Genomic DNA, 15,937 nt, shown 5'->3' with positions numbered 1-15,937 from the left:
GGCTGGTTGCGCGACAGGCGACTCCTATAGGAAGCCGATCCAGCGTCCCGCCACGATGGCACCCAACCAGAACACCAGGGACGCGGCGGCATGCAGGCGCAAGGCGCGCGGGATCTCCGGTTCCCGCAGCGCGCGGCGCCAGTGCGGACCGGCGTGCAGCCACACGGCGTTCAGGATGGCCAGGCCGATCACGGCAAGCTTGATCAGGAAAGCGGGGTTCTTTACGTACTCGTCCGCCTTCACGGAAAACAGCAGCATGCCCGTGACGATGGCGCAGGCCAGCGCGGCCGCCGCCAGGTGCGACAGGTAAGGGCCGAACTCGCGCAGCGGCAGGGTGCCGCGCCGGCGCAGCAGGCGCAGGTCCAGCGCCGTGATCGAGCCGGCCAGCACACCCAGGGCCACGATGTGCGCGGCATTGACCAGCAGGTAGCCGATGCTGGAATCGCGCAGGAACTGGGCGGGCGGCAGGCCGGTTACCCATTGCACGAAGGTGTCCAGGCTCATCGCCGGATGCGCTCCGGATAAATGTCGTAGGTTTTTCCGCCCACGGAGATCTGCACCGCCTTCATGCGTTTTTCGGCGTGGTCGCGGGCGCGGTTGCCGACCACCGTGACGGATTGGCCAATGCGGGCGGACTGTTCGTTGAAGCCGGATTCCCGCGTCTGGGTGGGATTGCCCAGCTCTACGCGCCATAGTCCGTCATCGGGTGTTTGCACATCCAGGTGCGGGTGTGGCGGCGCGATCACTACCTTCTTTACGACGCCGGCCAGCTTGATCTGGTCCGTGTCGGCCCAGGACCAGCCGTGATGGGCGGCGGCGCTGGCCGTCAGTGCCAGGGCGAACGCCGCCATGCAGGCGGAGATGGCGCGATGCGGCTTCATGGTGTGTCTCCGGTTCAGTCGTACAGCAGTTTGGGAAGCCACAGGCCGATGCCGGGGAAAGCGTAGAGCAACAGGATGGCGACGATCTGTATGCCCATGAACGGCATCATGCCCAGGAAGATCTGGTTCAGGGTGACGTGCCGCGGGGCCACGCCCTTCAGGTAGAAGGCGGACATGGCCACCGGCGGGGAAAGAAAGGCCGTCTGCAGGTTCAGCGCGACCAGCAATCCGAAGAACAGGGGGTCGATGCCGAAAGCGGCCAATAGCGGCACGAAGATCGGCATGAAGATCACGATGATCTCGGTCCATTCCAGCGGCCACCCCAGCAGGAAGATGATGACCTGCGCCAGTACCAGGAATTCCAGCTTGCTCAGGCCCAGCGAAAGCACCCAGGATTCGACCAGGGCCTGTCCGCCCAGCAGGGCGAAGGCGGCGGAGAATATCGACGAACCGACGAACAGCCAGCAGACCATGGCCGTGGTCTTGGCGGTCAGGTAGACGGATTCCTTCAGCATCGGCAGCTTCAGCCGGCGATAGGCGAGGGCGAGCAAAGCGCCGCCCAACGCGCCCATCGCCGCGGCCTCGCTGGGCGTGGCCAGGCCGAAGGTGATGGACCCCAGTACGGCGCCGATCAGGATGGCCAAGGGGAAGAACGATTCCATCAGGAGGCGAAAGATCAGCAGCCGCTGCCAGTTCAGCAGCAGGTAGAAGACCGCCACGATGACGGCGCATATCGCGAACCCTATCCAGTAGCCGTTCGGCGCCGGCAGGCGTGGGCTATCGCCCGAAGGGGCGTCTTTCGATGGTGCCGCCGCGCCGCCGGGCGTTGCGGCGCGCGGCGAGCCCATAACCGGCGCCAGGGACGGGCTGGCCGCGCCAGGTGGCCCGGCCAGGGCGGCGGGCGGCTCGGCCAAGGTGCCCGCCCCGGGCGGTTCCGCCAGCTCGCCCGGCTGCGGGGCGGCTTGCATCGCGCCCGCGGGCTTCGCAAGCCCCGGGGGCTCGGCCAGTCCGCCCGGCTCGCCCAGGCTGGCGGGATAAGGCGCGTCGGTGCCCGATCCCAGCCGCAGTTCTTCCGGGACTTCATAGACTGCGGCGGGTGTCGTCACCATCTTGTGCACGGTGCCCATGACCAGGGCGAACAGCGCCAGCGGCGCCAGCGCCACGGCCAGATAGGTCCACAGGAACGGGCGCGACGCGGCGGTGGCGGCCGGACGCGGCCGGAACAGCGCGCCCAGCAGGCCGGCCATGGCGTTGCCCGGATGCGCGCGCGCCACGCGGGCGGCATCGTCCGGCAGGGGGATCAATCTTTCGGCGGCGGCCAAGGGGGGCGCGAGGTCCGGCCGCAGCGCGGAAAGAACGATGACGTAGACGACATACAGACCCGCCAGCATGATGCCGGGGAACAGCGCACCGGCGTACAGCTGCACCACCGATACGCCGGTGGTGGCGCCGTAGACGATCAGCATCACCGAAGGGGGAATCAGAATGCCCAGGCAGCCGCCCGCCGTGATGGAGCCGGACGTCAGGCCGATGCTGTATCCCGCCTTGAGCATGGTGGGCATGGCCAGCAGGCCCATCAAGGTCACTACGGCGCCGACGATGCCCGTCGCCGTGGCGAAGATCGCGCAGGTCACCAGCGTGGCCACCGCCAGCGCGCCGGGCAGGCGCGCCAGCGCCAGGTGCATGGAACGGAACAGTTTTTCGATCAGGTTGGCCCGCTCGACCAGGTAGCCCATGAACACGAACAGCGGGATGGAAATCAGCGATTCGTTGGTCATGGTGGCGTAGGTACGCTGCACCATCAGGTCCAGCGTCTGCCTTACCGCGCGCGGCGAGAACCCGTCGCCTTGCATGGAATAGGAGAGAAACGTGAACAGCACGCCCATGCCCATCAGGGTGAATGCCGTGGGGAACCCCAGCATGATGGCCACGACGATCAAGGCCAGCATCAGCAGCCCGATATGGGCGGAAGTGAGGCTGCCCCATGGCGTCAGGAAAGCGATCATCGCGACGACGATGCCGATGCAGGAAAAGCCGAACCACACGGCCCTGTTCGTCTTCATGAGCGATATCCCTGGTCCGGTACGGCGACGTCCTTGGCCTGTACCATCTGCTTCAGCTTGTCGACGTCGACCTCTTCGACATCGTCGGCCCGCCGCGGCCACGCGCCGTGGCGCAGGCACAGCAGGCAGCGGCAGATTTCCGCGCTGCCTTGCAGCAGCAGGAAGGCGCCGGCAAGGGGAATGAAGATCTTGAAGGGATAGATGGGCGGGCCGTCGGCCATCAGCGACGAGTGCTCGCGAATGGCGATGGATTCCCCCGCGTAGTACCAGCCGGCCCACACCAGCGCGGTGACCCCCGGCACGAAGAACACCAGGTACAGGATGAGGTCCAGTCCCGCCTGTACCCGCGGCCGCAGGAAGCCGTAGAGGATGTCCCCGCGGACATGGCCGTTCTTCGCCAGCGTGTAGGCGCCGGCCATCATGAACATGATGCCGTAGTACATCACCTGCATGTCGAAGGCCCAGGCGCTGGGACGATGGAAGAGATAGCGCGCCAGGACTTCCCAGCAGATATGCAGGGTCAGCGCGAGGATCAGCCAGGCGAAGGCCTTTCCCACGGCGGTCGATAGCCGGTCGATGAAACGGATGAACGCCATCATGGGAAAGGCAGGCCTCCTGCGGTCGCGCCGTGGCGGATGATGTCCGGCGACTTCGTCAGGCCCTGGCAGGGGCGAAATAATGGTTGTAGGCCATGCGATAGTTCACCTGCGTATCGCCCTGCCATTTGCCGGCGCGTTGGGCGAAGGCCTTTTGCGACTCCAGCACTTTCTTGAACAGCGGATTTTCCGCCGAGCGCCGCGCGATCATCTCGTCCCAGATCTTCAATTGCTGCTGCAGGATCGCATCCGGCGTTTTGTAGAACTTGACGTTGCGCTGGTTCTGCAGGACCAGATAGTCCTCCGAATAGCGGTTCACGGCCTTCCACGACATGTCCGCGCTGGACGCTTGCGCGGCGTAGCGCAGCAAATGCTTCAGGTGTTCGGGCAGGGCGGCGTACCGGTCCTTGTTGAACAGGATTTCGAATTGTTCGGCGCACTGGTGGAAACTTTGCAGCATGCAGACCTTGGAAACATCGGCAAAGCCCAGCGCCAGGTCGGACGAGGCATTGTTGAATTCCGCGCCGTCGAGCAGGCCGCGATCGAGCGCGGGCACGATCTCGCCGCCGGGCAGCGCGTTCACCGCCGCGCCCATCGCCGTATACATGTCGATCGCAAGCCCTACCGTGCGGAACTTCACGCCCTTCATCTCTTCCACCCGCGACACCGGTTTCTTGAACCAGCCGAAGGGTTGTGTCGGCATCGGGCCGTACATCAGCGACACCACGTTGACGCCCATCGCCTTCTGGATTTCTTCCAGCAACTCCTTGCCGCCGCCGTATTCATGCCAGGCCAGCAGCATGTTGGCGTCCATGCCGAAGGCCGGTCCCGATCCCCACAGCGCGACGGCGGTGTTCTTGCCGTACCAGTACGCGACCACGCCATGACCGCCGTCCAGCGTCCCGGCGGATACCGCGTCCAGCAGGTCGAAGGCCTTGACTACCGCGCCCGCCGGCAGGACTTCGATACGGAGCTGGCCGGCCGCCATATCGTTGACCTTGCGGGCGTAGTCCTGGGCGAACTCGTGGAAAATGTCCTTGGAAGGCCAGGTGCTTTGAAAGCGGAGGGTGATCGGTGCTTGCGCGGGGGCGATCGCCGGAAAGCCCAGGGCGGCCGCGCCGGCCGCCGCGGTGGCGCCCGACAGGAATGTGCGGCGAGAACGAGTCTGGCGTTGCATGGCATGTGTCTCCTGTTGGCTGCTAGAGGACCATCGTTTTGTATGGAACCTGACTTCCCAACCAGTGCTCTGCCTATCCGCCAGCTTCGAGGCACGCGTCCGGCGCGCATCGTGGATATCGTTCCATTTGTCGCTTCTTCGCGCGCTTACCTGCTGGCTTTCGTTCATTACACGCGCATGCCGCCATGTTGACAATTGGCTGAACGTCGGGACTAACCCGAAGAGATCAGCCCGACAGCCTAGGCGGGATGATGGTGTCGCCGCCTCCGGGCCGGCGCATGGCGGGCGCCGCCCCGTTTTCGGGGGCCGCCTGATGGCGTTTGATGGCGTTTGATGGCCCTTGGCCGCAGCAGGGGGCGCCGCGACGTAACGCGCGCTATTGCGCCGCCGCCTTGGCGTCGCTTTGGGGCGTGTACACCAGCTTATCGACGGGGTAGCCTTCCGACTGCGCGATGGACCTGGCCTTGTTCAGCTCGGCCGGTGGCAGCCGCGGCGTGCGGGACAGGATCCATAGCGACTTGCGCCCGGGGGAGCCGACCACGGACCAGCTGTAGTCGGGAGCCAGGCCGATGATCCAGTAATCGCCGGTAAACGGAGGCAGGAAGGTGACCTCCAGTTTGGCGTTATTGCTGCCGGGAACCGGTTCCGCCCGGCCGTGCGCCGTCCGGATGTCGCCTTCCGCGGTGCGGCAGCTGTTTTCGATGTCGATGCGGCCGGCGTCCCGCGCCGAATACCGGGCGATGCTGTCGCTGGCGCAATAGCGCTGGTAGAAACGGGGCAGCCGGGCGATTTCGTACCATTTGCCCAGGTAGCTGTGCAGGTCCACGGAAGGGACCGGTACGGGATCGGCCGGCTGTGCCGCCATTGCCGGTATCGCGGCGGCCAGGCCGCCTACACACAAGCACGCTATACACGCCCGAAGATGCATGGGTATCCCCGCGGACAGGATGCACGCAAGCCGGGACGATACGCCCGGCGCCGCGCTACATCATACGCGCGTCGCGGCCGCCGTCGGCGGTTTCAGGGCTTGATGGAAACGTGACACGTATGTGTCAAAGTCGATCGTGTCGCCGGCCTCGATGGCGGCCTGACCGGCCAGCGAGGCACGGGCCATTTCCGCATACGCCGCCGCCTTGTCGGACGGCAGGGGCGTATCCAGCAGGGTGCGCGCGTGGCGGCTGCTCTGCGCCAGCGTGTATTCCAGGAAGCTGGCACCCGTGCGCTTCAGGTCGTCCAGCAAGCGGGCCGACGGAGTCGACTGAGGTTCGTCCAGTTTGCCCGCCTGCGCGGCGACGGCTTGCCGGTATGCCTGGCCGCCATAGGCCGCGTCCAGCAATTCGGCATAGGGCGTGATGCGGTCCAGCAGTTCCTTGCCCCACTCGCGCAAGGAAGTCGGCGAGCCGTCGCGCATGAGCTCCAGGCCGGGCTTGCGGCCTTCATTGACCACGCGGTTGAAATTGCTCGCGCTTTTGCTACAGAAGCCCGCTTCGTCGAAGTAGGGGCTTTCGGCGGTGGCGCAAAACAGCAGAAACGCATCGACGAAACGCGCGGTGTCGGCGGCGATACCGACGGGTTCGAAGGGATCGATATCCAGGCAGCGCACTTCGACGTACTGCACGCCACGCTCGGCCAGGGCCGTGATCGGGCGTTCGCCGCGCCCGGTGGCGCGCTTCGGTCGGATGCTGGAGTAGTACTCGTTTTCGATCTGCAGGATGTTTGTGTTCAGCTGGATCCATTCGCCATCGCGATGCGTGCCGATCGCCTCGTAGGCGGGCCAGGGCATGGTAACGGCCGAGTACAGGCGCTGCAGGAAGGTGGACAGGTCGTTGTAGCAGGGCTTGAGCTGCGACTGCGCCGGGTTCTGGTAGCCCAGGTCGCCCATGCGCAGGCTGGTGGCGTAGGGCAGGTACAGGGTATCCGCGCCGAGCGTCTGCAAAGGATGATCGCGGCCGCGCAGGAAGTCTTTCGACAGGGCGGGCGCGGCACCGAACAGGTACATCAAGAGCCACGAAAAGCGCGTGAAATTGCGGATCAGGGCGATGTACCCGGAGGAACGGCGCTCCTGCTCGTCGGCGCCGGTGTGTTCGAGAAGATCCCAGATACGGTCGTCCAGCGAAAAGTTGTAGTGCACGCCCGCGATGCACTGCATCGTCTTGCCGTAGCGATGGGCCAGGCCGCGCCGGTACACATGCTTGAGCATGCCGGTATTGGAGGTGCCGTACCAGGCAATGGGGATGTCGGCCTCGTCCGGCAGCGCCGCCGGCATGGATTGATTCCAGATGAGTTCATCGCCCAGGTTGGCATAGACGAACCGGTGGATGTCTTCGAGTTCGCCGATAAGGCCCGCCACATTGCCCTGCGTGCCGGTGATCAGTTCCAGCAGGGCCTCGGAGTAGTCGGTCGTTACGTGTTCGTTGGTCAGCGCCGAGCCCAGCGCCACCGGGTGGGGCCTGCGCGACAACCGGCCATGGGCGTCGATCCGCAGGCCTTCTTTTTCGATGCCGCGCAGGGTAAGGGATAGCAGATCCCGATTGGCATCCAGGCGGGCAAGGCGACGAGCGGAGATATCGGTCACGGCGGGGCTTCTTATGGTCCAGGTAGATGGAAGCTGATTTTACGGGGTGCGTCCACGGCTGCGTGGAGTAACCCGCGCCCGCCAGGGATAATGGCCATGGCGTTCCGATGCCGGATCCGGCATGGGCGACAATGGCATATCACCGTTATACCGCCAGTTGGCCGGCAATATGGACGAAGCGATCAGGCAACAACCATACGCGATGCGCGGAACCGGGCGCCCCCGCGACGCCGGCGGGAAGACCGCGCGCCGGTCCTCCCGGCGCGCGGCCTGTGTGGCGCTGTGCGCGCTGTTGCTGGCCGCGTGCTCGCCTACGTATAACTGGCGGGAAGTCCTGATCGCCGACGGCGCCGCGCGCGCCACGTTTCCGGACCGTCCGGCCACCGACACGCGCGATATCCGGCTGGGAGGCCGCGACCTGCGTTTTTCCCTGACGTCGGCACGCGTCGGCGACGCGGTGTTCGCGGTGGGCTACGCGCCGTTGCCGCCGGCCCTGGCCGCGGATCCCGCGGGCCAACGCGAATTGGCCGACGCCCTGGTGCGTGCGCTGTACGCGAACCTGGGCGCCGAGCCGCCCGCCACGCCGCCGGCCTATGGGACCGATATCGAGGTGCGCGGCCATGCCGGGGGCCGGCCCGTCTGGGCCCTGGGGCGGGTCTGGGTGCAGGGCGGCCTGCTGGTCGAGGCGGTGGCCACCGGGTCGGAGAAGGGCCTGCCCGCGGCGCCGGCGCGGGAATTCGTCGGTTCCTTGCGTTTCGCGCAATGAGGGCGCCTTGCCGGAAGCGCCGTCCGCCGCGCGGATTGCGGCGCTGCGTGCCTGCCGCGCGGGCGGTTGCGGCGGTCCGCGCTTCAGTGGCTGCCGCCGCCGATGCGGCACGCGGCCAGCAGGCCGCAGGTCAGGGCCGTGGCAACCGCCGCGCGGCGGTTGCGCGCGCAGAGTTTTCTGCAGGCGTTCTGCAAGTGGAAGTTCACGGTCCGCTCGCTGACGCCCAGAATCATGGCGGTTTCCCGGCTGGTCTTGCCGGCGGCGGCCCACTGCAGGCAGGCGGCCTCGCGTTCTGACAACTTCATTTCTGGCATCGGGGGATCGCTGCCGTCGCGGCGAGGGGTGAAGCGTGGGAAGGCGGGATGGCGGCGATCTTGCAATAGCGGGGCGGGCACTGCCCAGGGATGACACGAAGGGGAATTGCGGCCGCGATTCCGCGGGCCTGCCCGACCGGCATCCGCGCCGGTGCTAGAATCTGCCATTCATTCGGTTGGCGCCGATTTGCCTGATCCGCTTGCGGGCGCCTGATAAATCCAGCTAAAGAGGTCTGCATGACTGCAACCATCGAGCAATCCCCCGGCGTGGCCGTTTCCCCGGAATCCGCCGGTACGCAATCCAGTTCTTCGCCATCCCCGGTTTCCGGTTCTTCGCCATCCCCCGCCGCGGGCATGGCAGATGGCACGCCCGCGGCCGGCATTGCCGGTGGCGCCGCGGCGGCCGGACCCGAAGCCGCCGCGCGTTCCGTCGGTGTGGTCGCGCCGCTCTTCCTGAAGTTCACCGAACCCCTGCAATTGGCCAGCGGCCAGTCGCTGCCGTCCTACGAGTTGGCGGTGGAAACGTATGGCACCCTGAATGCCCAGCGCAGCAACGCGGTGCTGGTGTGCCACGCGCTGAACGCTTCGCACCATGTCGCCGGTATCTCCGCCGACGACCCCGCGGACATCGGCTGGTGGGACAACATGGTCGGGCCGGGCAAACCGGTGGATACCGAGCGCTTCTTCGTGATCGGCATCAATAACCTGGGATCGTGCTTCGGTTCCACGGGGCCCGCCAGCATCAATCCGGAAACCGGCAAGCCCTGGGGCGCCGCGTTCCCCGTCCTGACCGTCGAAGACTGGGTGCACGCGCAGGCCAGGGTGGCGGACCACTTCGGCATCGAACGCTTCGCCGCCGTCATGGGGGGATCGCTGGGGGGGATGCAGGCGCTGGGCTGGGCCACCGCCTGTCCCGAACGCGTCGCGCATTGCGTGGTGATCGCCAGCACGCCGCGCCTGTCGGCCCAGAATATCGGCTTCAACGAAGTGGCGCGGCGCGCCATCATTACCGACCCGGATTTCCACGGCGGCGATTACTACGCGCACGGCACCGTACCGCATCGCGGCCTGGCCGTGGCGCGCATGATCGGGCACATCACGTATCTGTCCCAGGACGACATGGCCGAAAAGTTCGGCCGCACGCAGCGGGCGCCGGGCGCCAACGGCGAATACCGCTATGGCTATGACGTCGAATTCGAAGTGGAGTCCTACCTGCGCTACCAGGGCGAGAAGTTCTCGCGCTACTTCGACGCCAATACCTATCTGCTGATCACGCGGGCGCTGGATTACTTCGATCCCGCCCGCACGCACGGTGGCGATCTGGCCCGCGCGCTGGCGGCCGCGCGGGCCGGTTTCCTGCTGGTTTCGTTCAGCACGGACTGGCGCTTCCCACCCGAACGCTCGCGCGAGATGGTGCGGGCGCTGCTGAAGAACGGCCGGCCGGTCACCTACGCCGAGATCGACGCGCCGCACGGCCACGATGCTTTCCTGCTGGACGATTCCCGCTATCACGCGGTCGTGCGGGCCTATTACGACCGCATCGCGCATGAATTGGGGCTGCCGCCCCGCGCCATCGAGCACAAGGGGGCGGAATGAGCGCGTCCGCGATGACGACGACCGAATTGCGCGCCGACCTGGCGCGCATCGCCAGCTGGATCACCCCCGGTTCGCGGGTGCTGGACCTGGGGTGCGGCGACGGCGAGCTGCTGGCCTGGCTGCGCGACGAGCGCCAGGTCCGTGGCGCCGGCGTTGAAATCGATGACAACTATGTGATCGCCTGCGTGCGCAGGGGGGTGGACGTCATCCAGCAAAACCTCGAAGATGGCCTGGCCCTGTTCGACGAAAAGCAGTTCGATACGGTGGTGCTATCGCAGACGCTTCAGTCCATGCATCGCAGCGAACACATCCTGCGCGAAATGGCGCGCGTCGCGCGCTACGGCGTCGTATCCTTCCCCAACTTCGGCTACTGGCCGCACGGCTGGTCCATCCTGCGCGGGCGCATGCCGGTGACGGGGCAAATGCCGTACGAGTGGTACAACACGCCCAACATACACCTGTGCACGCTGCGAGATTTCGAGGACCTGGCCGCCAAGCTGGGGCTGCGCATCCTGCAGCGGGCAACCTTCAACGACGACCGCGAGGTGCGGCTGCTGCCGGGCTGGCGCAGTACTCTGGCGGTCTATCGCTTCACCGCCGGCTAAGCCCGCGCGTTCGCGCTACCCGTCACGGAGATCACGTATTTCACAAGCTGCCCACATTTATGCCAGCCGACGTGTCGCGCCCATGCTGGCGCTCGGTTTTTCCAGCGGCCTGCCGCTGGCGCTGACCGGCGGGACCTTGCAGGCCTGGGCCACCGTGGCTGGCGTGTCGCTGCAGGACATCGGATTCCTTACCCTGGTGGGCACGGCCTATACCCTGAAATTCCTCTGGGCGCCGCTGGTGGACCGCTATGCCGTTCCCGTGCTGGGGCGGCGGCGCGGCTGGATGCTGGCCACCCAGCTGGCGCTGGCGGTGGGTATTGCCGGCATGGGGCTGCTGTCGCCGGACAGCGCCCTGTTGCCGCTGGCGATGCTGGCGGTGGCCGTGGCGTTCTTCTCGGCAACGCAGGACATCGCCTTCGACGCCTACAGCACGGACGTGCTGCGCAAGCAGGAGCGGGGCGCGGGCGCGGCGGTCAAGGTGCTGGGCTATCGCATCGCCATGCTGGTGTCCGGCGGCCTCGCCCTGATCCTGGCCGACGGCTGGCTGGGTTGGGGAAATACCTACGTGCTGATGGGCGGCCTGATGGCGGTGGGCATGCTGGCGACATTGTGGGCGCCGGAGCCCGAGCACCCCGCGGCGGCGCCGCCCAGCCTGATGGAAGCCGTGGCCGACCCGCTGCGGGAGTTCTTCTCGCGGCGCGGCGCGCTGGGCCTGCTTACCCTGATCGTGCTGTACAAGCTGGGCGACGCCTTCGCGGGCGCGCTGTCGACCACTTTCCTGCTGCGCGGCGGCGGTTTCACGCCCACCGAAGTGGGAACGGTCAACAAGGTACTGGGCCTGGTCTCCACCATCGTCGGTGCGCTGGCGGGCGGTTCCATCATGGTCCGCATCGGCCTGTATCGTTCGCTGATGCTGTTCGGCGTGCTGCAGGCGGTTTCCAACCTGGGCTACTGGCTCGTGGCGCTCCATCCCGGCAGCCTGCCCTTGATGGTCGGCGCGGTCGGCATGGAAAACCTGTGCGGGGGGCTGGGCACGGCGGCGTTCGTGGCCCTGGTCATGGCCCTGTGCCGCCAGGAATTCTCGGCAACCCAATATGCGCTGCTGTCCGCCGTCGCTGCGGTGGGACGTACCTACCTGGCCGGCCCGCTGACGCCGGTGCTGGTGGAAAGGATGGGCTGGGCGTGGTTTTTCCTGGTGACGGTGCTGATCGCGCTGCCTGGACTCGTCCTGCTTTACCTGCGGCGCCAGGAAATACAGGCGCTGGACCAGGCGTAAATCCGTCGCGGCGGGTGATAATGGTTTCACGGCACTCCGGAGACCATCATGTCGACGTTCCCGCATACGCAGGCCGCTGCTCCCATTCTTCTTGTCACCGATCTCAGCGCACAGGGCGACCGCGCGCTGGACCGCGCCGTGGTGCTGGCCCGGCAGCGGAAAGCGCGGCTGATTGCCGTGCATGTGCTGGAGCCGGGCATGTCCGCCGCCGCGGGCGGCGCGCCGTCGTGGCATCGCCTGAGCGAGGATCACCGCGAATGGGCGCGCTACCGGATGGACCTGGACCTGGCCGGCGCCGGTATCGATAGCGAGATCCGCGTCGAAAGCGGCGATCCGGCGGAACAAATCCTGCTGCTGGCGCAAGCATCGGGTTGCGGGTTGGTGGTGACCGGTGTCGGGCGTAACGAATCGCTGGGCAAATTGCTGTTGGGGTCCACCGTCCGCAAGTTGGTGCGGCACCTGGCCCTGCCGGTGCTGGTGGTCAAGAATCGCCCGCACGGTCCGTATCCGAACGGCATCGTGGCGACGGATTTCTCGCCGGAATCCGGCCAGGCGCTGCGGATGGCCGCGCAGTGGATGACGGGCACGCCTTTGACACTGTTCCATGCCTGCGACACCGCGCTGGGCATGCCCGGCGATGCCGCGCGGGCACCCGAATCGCTGCAGCGCGATCTGGACCACGAAATGCACCGGTTCCTGGAAGGCGTCGCGGGGCTGCCGCCGGGTGTCCCGGCGGATAGGGTCGTGCAGTATGGCGAACCGGAAACGCTATTGTCCGAGTATGTCTTCCGCACGCGTTGCGATCTGGTCGTCGCCGGGGCGCAGCGCATGAAGGGAATCATGGGGGCGATGGTGGGCAGCGTCGCCGAACGGCTGCTGGAATCGCTGCCCAGCGATGTCATGCTGGTGCGCGGGCAAGCCGTGCCGTAGCCGCGCGGCCCGGGAAGGGCGGCCGCGGCGATAACAAGAATGAACCACGGGGGCGGGGAATCATTCGGGGAGACCATCATGCAAAGCTTTTCTGGGCCCATTCTCCTTGCCACGGACCTCAGCGCGCGCGGCGACCGCGCCCTGGATCGCGCGCTGTTGCTGGCCCGTCAATTCGGTACGTCCGTGATCGCGCTGCACGTCATCGATTCGCAGGTGCGCGCGTTGCCCACACCTCAGCGGCCGGCGGCCGAAAGGGAATCCCAGGCGCGGCGCGCGCTGCTGCGCGACCTGGACGGCGTCGATGCCGGCGTGGAAATCATGGTTCGCTGCGGCGATCCGGTCCGTCTGCTGCAGCAGGTCGCCGAAGAGCGGCGCTGCGGCCTGATCGTCGCGGGTGTCGCCCGTGACGAAACGCTGGGCCGCATCCTGCTGGGCACGACAGTGGAAAAGCTGGTTCGCATATCGTCCACGCCGATCCTGGTCGTCAAGCGCCGCGCCCGGCGCCCTTATCGCAACGCCCTGGTCGCCTGCGACTTTTCCGAGGGCGCGCGCGTCGCGCTGCGCGCGGCCCTGGCGCTGGTTCCGGTGGAGGAACTGACGCTGTTCCATGCTTTCGATCTGCCCGGCAATCGGAATGACGCGCTCACGGCCAAGGGGTTTCAGCGCACGGCCCAGGAGGCTGCCGACCAGTTCCTGGAGAACACGCCGGAATTGCACGGGAGCGAAAAACCGCGCATAGAAGTGGCCGCGGGCCTGGCCGAGCGTGTGCTGATCGCATACGCGGACCAGTCCGACTGCGATCTCCTCGTCACGGGGACGCATGGCGCCACCGGCTTGCTGCGTACCGCCATTGGCAGCGTGGCCGAAGCATTGATCGAGAAAGCGCCGTGCGACGTGCTGGTGGTCCGGCAGCCCGATGGACGCGCATAACGTACATAAATTACAACAATATGTTAATGGGATTTAACTTGCCAGGAGGCGCTGCCGATATTCCGTGAGGGGCGGTTCCCGCTTGATAGCGGGCGTGGCCGGATGCCACAGCCCGTGTCTTCAAGGAATCGGATATGTACGGGGCGAGCTATAACAGCGCGCTGGTGTTGTGCTCGCTGGCCGTGGCGGTCCTGGCCTCGTACGCGGCGCTCGATATGGCGGGCCGCATTGCCACCGCACGGGGACATGCGGCGCGGTGGTGGCTGGGTGGCGGCGCCGTCGCGAGCGGGGTGGGGATCTGGGCCATGCATTTCGTGGGCATGCTGGCCTTCAGCCTGCCCATCCCCCTGGGCTACGACGTCGGCCTGACCGCGCTTTCCCTGCTCATCGCCATCGTTTCCGCCGCGTTCGCGCTGTGGCTGGTCTGCCAGCAGACCTTGCCCTGGACGCGCCTGTGCGCCGGCGCATTGCTGATGGGGGCCGGCGTGGCCGGCATGCACTATACCGGCATGGCGGCGCTGCGCATGATGCCCGGTATCGACTACGAGCGGGGGCTGTTCACGCTGTCCGTGCTGATCGCCGTCGGCGCTTCCGGCTGCGCCATGTGGATCGCCTTCCGGCTGCGGGGGGCGGTACGCCGTGCACGGTCCCTGCGCGCCGCCGCCGCGCTGGTCATGGGCGGGGCCATCGTCGGCATGCATTACACGGGCATGGCCGCCGCCCGGTTTCCGCTGGGCAGCGTGTGCGGCGCGGCGAGCGGCGGCGTGGACAGCAACTGGCTGGCCATCGTCATCATCGTCGCCACGCTGGCGGTGATCGCCATCGCGCTGATCACCTCCGTGCTCGACCAGCGGATGGAGGCGCGCACCTCCATCCTGGCGTCGTCGCTGGCCGAGGCCAACGAGGAACTGACATACCTGGCGCTGCACGATAACCTGACCAAGCTGCCCAACCGGCTGCTGCTGGAAGACCGCTTGCAGCAGGCGATCCATACGTCAGCCCGCGAACGCACCAGCTTCGCCGTGATGTTCATGGACCTGGACGGTTTCAAGGCCGTGAACGACGCCTATGGCCATCACATCGGCGACCGTTTGCTGATCGAAGTGGCGGCGCGCATCCGTGCCAGTATGCGCGCGCAGGACACCATCGCCCGCCTGGGCGGCGATGAGTTCGTATTGGTGGCCCAGGTCGAGGGCCCGGCGGATGCCTCCACCATCGCGTCCAAGCTGGTCAGGATCATCGAGGACGAGTTCGAGGTCGATAGCCACCAGCTGCATGTATCGGTCAGCATCGGCATCGCTGTCTATCCGGGCAACGGGAGCGACCACCACGAACTGCTGGCCAACGCCGATGCCGCGATGTACTACGCCAAATCGTCCGGGCGCAATACATACTGCTATTTCGAGGCATCGATGAACCAGGACGTGCAGGCCCAGGTGGAGCTGCTGCGCGATCTGCGCCGCGCCCTGGTGCGCGACGAACTCATACTGCAATACCAGCCCAAATACCACGCGGCGTCCAGCGCCGTGATCGGCGCCGAGGCGCTGGTGCGCTGGAACCATCCGGTGCGCGGCATCGTGCAGCCGTCGGTGTTCATACCCCTGGCGGAAAAAACCGGGTTCATCATCCAGATCGGCGAATGGGTACTGGACGAGGCGTGCCGCCAGATGAAGGCCTGGTATGAATCGGGCCGGACCGAGTGGTCCATGGCCGTGAACCTGTCGCTGCAGCAGTTCAATCACGCCGGGCTGGTGCAGGTGGTGCGCAGCACGCTGGCGCGGCACGGGCTGCCGGCGCGCAACCTGACGCTGGAAATCACCGAGTCCACGGCGATGCGCGATGTGGAGGCCACGCTGGCCACGATGGGCCAGCTGCACGAGATGGGCGTGAAGATATCGATAGACGATTTCGGCACCGGCTATTCCAGCCTGATGTACCTGAAGCGGCTGCCGGCGACGGAATTGAAGATCGACCGTGGCTTCGTGCGCGAGCTGGAGCGCGATCCGGAGGATGCCGCTATCGTTTCGGCCATCGTCGCGCTGGGGCAGACGCTCAATCTGCAGATCGTCGCCGAAGGCGTCGAGACCCGCGAACAGCAGGAATTCCTGACCCGGCTGGGTTGCGATTCGCTGCAGGGCTTCCTGCTGGGCCACCCCATGTCCGCGGAACGCTTCATGCAGGCCGCGGTGGCCGCCGGGGACCTGCGGGTGGCCTAGCCGGGCGAGGGG

General features: G+C 66.6%; 15 protein-coding genes and 1 riboswitch. Of the genes, 7 read left to right on the top strand and 8 right to left on the bottom strand.

The window, feature by feature from the left end; genetic code table 11:
- Positions 1-24 precede the first annotated feature (24 nt).
- The 7 genes from CAL28_RS25890 to gshA all read right to left on the bottom strand — a co-directional run bounded on the left by CAL28_RS25890 (position 25) and on the right by gshA (position 7,292).
- Positions 25-504, bottom strand: coding sequence for a DUF6644 family protein (locus CAL28_RS25890; RefSeq protein ID WP_094843970.1), 480 nt, complete (start codon positions 502-504; stop codon positions 25-27).
- Positions 501-881 (bottom strand): DUF6152 family protein, encoded by a 381-nt coding sequence (locus tag CAL28_RS25885; RefSeq protein ID WP_217906600.1) that lies wholly within the window; start codon positions 879-881, stop codon positions 501-503. Before CAL28_RS25885 ends, CAL28_RS25890 begins: the two co-directional genes overlap by 4 nt.
- Before the next feature lie 14 nt (positions 882-895).
- Positions 896-2,944 carry a TRAP transporter large permease gene (locus CAL28_RS25880; protein ID WP_094843969.1) on the bottom strand — a complete coding sequence of 683 codons (2,049 nt, stop codon included), beginning with the start codon at positions 2,942-2,944 and terminating at the stop codon, positions 896-898.
- On the bottom strand, positions 2,941-3,543 hold the full coding sequence (locus CAL28_RS25875) for a TRAP transporter small permease subunit (protein WP_094843968.1): 603 nt from the start codon (positions 3,541-3,543) through the stop codon (positions 2,941-2,943). The genes CAL28_RS25880 and CAL28_RS25875 overlap by 4 nt, the downstream gene beginning before the upstream one ends.
- Positions 3,544-3,598: 55 nt before the next feature.
- Positions 3,599-4,717, bottom strand: a complete 1,119-nt coding sequence (locus CAL28_RS25870) for a TRAP transporter substrate-binding protein (protein ID WP_094843967.1) — start codon at positions 4,715-4,717, stop codon at positions 3,599-3,601.
- Positions 4,718-5,093: 376 nt separating this feature from the next.
- On the bottom strand, positions 5,094-5,582 hold the full coding sequence (locus CAL28_RS25865) for a lipocalin family protein (RefSeq protein ID WP_254926233.1): 489 nt from the start codon (positions 5,580-5,582) through the stop codon (positions 5,094-5,096).
- A 123-nt stretch (positions 5,583-5,705) separates the two neighbouring features.
- Positions 5,706-7,292 (bottom strand): glutamate--cysteine ligase, encoded by a 1,587-nt coding sequence (gene gshA, locus CAL28_RS25860; protein ID WP_094843965.1) that lies wholly within the window; start codon positions 7,290-7,292, stop codon positions 5,706-5,708.
- Positions 7,293-7,413: 121 nt separating this feature from the next.
- Between gshA and CAL28_RS29855 the strand changes: the two genes are divergently transcribed.
- Positions 7,414-8,058, top strand: coding sequence for a hypothetical protein (locus tag CAL28_RS29855; RefSeq protein WP_254926232.1), 645 nt, complete (start codon positions 7,414-7,416; stop codon positions 8,056-8,058).
- An 83-nt stretch (positions 8,059-8,141) separates the two neighbouring features.
- On the opposite strand, the gene CAL28_RS25850 is transcribed toward CAL28_RS29855, so the two are convergent.
- Positions 8,142-8,372 (bottom strand): helix-turn-helix domain-containing protein, encoded by a 231-nt coding sequence (locus tag CAL28_RS25850; protein WP_094843964.1) that lies wholly within the window; start codon positions 8,370-8,372, stop codon positions 8,142-8,144.
- A 169-nt stretch (positions 8,373-8,541) separates the two neighbouring features.
- A riboswitch (SAM riboswitch) is annotated at positions 8,542-8,620 on the top strand.
- Positions 8,621-8,726: 106 nt separating this feature from the next.
- On the opposite strand from CAL28_RS25850, the gene metX reads away from it, so the two are divergent.
- From metX to CAL28_RS25820, 6 genes are all read left to right on the top strand, one after another.
- Positions 8,727-9,968: a homoserine O-succinyltransferase MetX gene (gene metX, locus CAL28_RS25845; RefSeq protein WP_094844870.1), complete on the top strand. Its 1,242-nt coding sequence runs from the start codon at positions 8,727-8,729 to the stop codon at positions 9,966-9,968.
- The gene (gene metW / locus CAL28_RS25840; protein ID WP_094843963.1) at positions 9,965-10,573 is read left to right on the top strand and encodes a methionine biosynthesis protein MetW; all 609 of its coding nucleotides are present in this window, start codon (positions 9,965-9,967) and stop codon (positions 10,571-10,573) included. Before metX ends, metW begins: the two co-directional genes overlap by 4 nt.
- A 37-nt stretch (positions 10,574-10,610) precedes the next feature.
- Entirely contained in the window at positions 10,611-11,849 is a 1,239-nt protein-coding gene (locus CAL28_RS25835; protein ID WP_254926334.1) for a muropeptide transporter, read from the top strand.
- 48 nt (positions 11,850-11,897) lie between these two features.
- Positions 11,898-12,779: a universal stress protein gene (locus CAL28_RS25830; protein ID WP_094843961.1), complete on the top strand. Its 882-nt coding sequence runs from the start codon at positions 11,898-11,900 to the stop codon at positions 12,777-12,779.
- A 78-nt stretch (positions 12,780-12,857) separates the two neighbouring features.
- Entirely contained in the window at positions 12,858-13,709 is an 852-nt protein-coding gene (locus tag CAL28_RS25825) for a universal stress protein (RefSeq protein ID WP_094843960.1), read from the top strand.
- Between the two features lie 134 nt (positions 13,710-13,843).
- Positions 13,844-15,925, top strand: coding sequence for a putative bifunctional diguanylate cyclase/phosphodiesterase (locus CAL28_RS25820; protein WP_094843959.1), 2,082 nt, complete (start codon positions 13,844-13,846; stop codon positions 15,923-15,925).
- The last annotated feature ends 12 nt before the right edge of the window (positions 15,926-15,937 follow it).

Source organism: Bordetella genomosp. 11 (assembly GCF_002261215.1).
In the GTDB taxonomy this organism is placed as follows: domain Bacteria; phylum Pseudomonadota; class Gammaproteobacteria; order Burkholderiales; family Burkholderiaceae_B; genus Bordetella_C.
The sequence above is the reverse complement of the archived record's forward strand: the minus strand, read 5'-3'. Positions and strand labels throughout refer to the sequence as shown.

What these genes read in the sequence shown, in the direction of transcription:
- CAL28_RS29855 (WP_254926232.1), top strand. Translation starts at nt 7,414, where the DNA reads ATGGGCGACAATGGCATATCACCGTTATACCGCCAGTTGGCCGGCAAT.
- CAL28_RS25870 (WP_094843967.1), bottom strand. Translation starts at nt 4,717, where the DNA reads ATGCAACGCCAGACTCGTTCTCGCCGCACATTCCTGTCGGGCGCCACC.
- metX (WP_094844870.1), top strand. Translation starts at nt 8,727, where the DNA reads ATGGCAGATGGCACGCCCGCGGCCGGCATTGCCGGTGGCGCCGCGGCG.
- CAL28_RS25865 (WP_254926233.1), bottom strand. Translation starts at nt 5,582, where the DNA reads ATGGCGGCACAGCCGGCCGATCCCGTACCGGTCCCTTCCGTGGACCTG.
- CAL28_RS25880 (WP_094843969.1), bottom strand. Translation starts at nt 2,944, where the DNA reads ATGAAGACGAACAGGGCCGTGTGGTTCGGCTTTTCCTGCATCGGCATC.
- CAL28_RS25885 (WP_217906600.1), bottom strand. Translation starts at nt 881, where the DNA reads ATGAAGCCGCATCGCGCCATCTCCGCCTGCATGGCGGCGTTCGCCCTG.
- CAL28_RS25850 (WP_094843964.1), bottom strand. Translation starts at nt 8,372, where the DNA reads ATGCCAGAAATGAAGTTGTCAGAACGCGAGGCCGCCTGCCTGCAGTGG.
- metW (WP_094843963.1), top strand. Translation starts at nt 9,965, where the DNA reads ATGAGCGCGTCCGCGATGACGACGACCGAATTGCGCGCCGACCTGGCG.
- CAL28_RS25875 (WP_094843968.1), bottom strand. Translation starts at nt 3,543, where the DNA reads ATGATGGCGTTCATCCGTTTCATCGACCGGCTATCGACCGCCGTGGGA.
- CAL28_RS25820 (WP_094843959.1), top strand. Translation starts at nt 13,844, where the DNA reads ATGTACGGGGCGAGCTATAACAGCGCGCTGGTGTTGTGCTCGCTGGCC.
- CAL28_RS25830 (WP_094843961.1), top strand. Translation starts at nt 11,898, where the DNA reads ATGTCGACGTTCCCGCATACGCAGGCCGCTGCTCCCATTCTTCTTGTC.
- CAL28_RS25825 (WP_094843960.1), top strand. Translation starts at nt 12,858, where the DNA reads ATGCAAAGCTTTTCTGGGCCCATTCTCCTTGCCACGGACCTCAGCGCG.
- CAL28_RS25890 (WP_094843970.1), bottom strand. Translation starts at nt 504, where the DNA reads ATGAGCCTGGACACCTTCGTGCAATGGGTAACCGGCCTGCCGCCCGCC.